General features: G+C 42.1%; 1 protein-coding gene and 1 pseudogene. Both read right to left on the bottom strand.

Features of this window, described 5'->3' with window-relative positions; all coding sequences use genetic code 11:
* Nucleotides 1–144: DedA family protein (locus R0K30_RS21935; protein ID WP_410612947.1), on the bottom strand; the 144-nt coding region annotated here is incomplete at its 3' end.
* Nucleotides 135–273: pseudogene (locus tag R0K30_RS21930) on the bottom strand (CDP-diacylglycerol--serine O-phosphatidyltransferase); the annotation flags it as partial. The gene R0K30_RS21935 and the pseudogene R0K30_RS21930, both read right to left, overlap by 10 nt.

Raw genomic sequence — 273 nt, 5'->3', positions numbered from 1 at the left:
ATTCAGCACGTTTAAATGAGCGAAGTAGCCCACAAGCGTCATCATGACTTCATCCGGAATAGGCAATCCGATAATACCGAGTGTCAGCATAAGAAAAATCGCGATATATCCGTAATCGGATATTAATTGCTGAACTAATTCCATCTTCTGCTCTCCAGGTTTTCAGGCGCCTGTTTTTTAAAGTGCGGAAATTTAATGTTGCTGACCATTAAATAACCGAGCGCGATCGTTCCCGCCCCCAGAAGAAAAGCGTTATTGATAAAGCTCAAAATG

It is taken from the genome of Bacillus sp. SIMBA_154 (assembly GCF_046536015.1).
In the GTDB taxonomy this organism is placed as follows: domain Bacteria; phylum Bacillota; class Bacilli; order Bacillales; family Bacillaceae; genus Bacillus; species Bacillus pumilus_P.
Note: the sequence above shows the minus strand (reverse complement) of the source record. Positions and strands in the feature narration are given on the sequence as shown.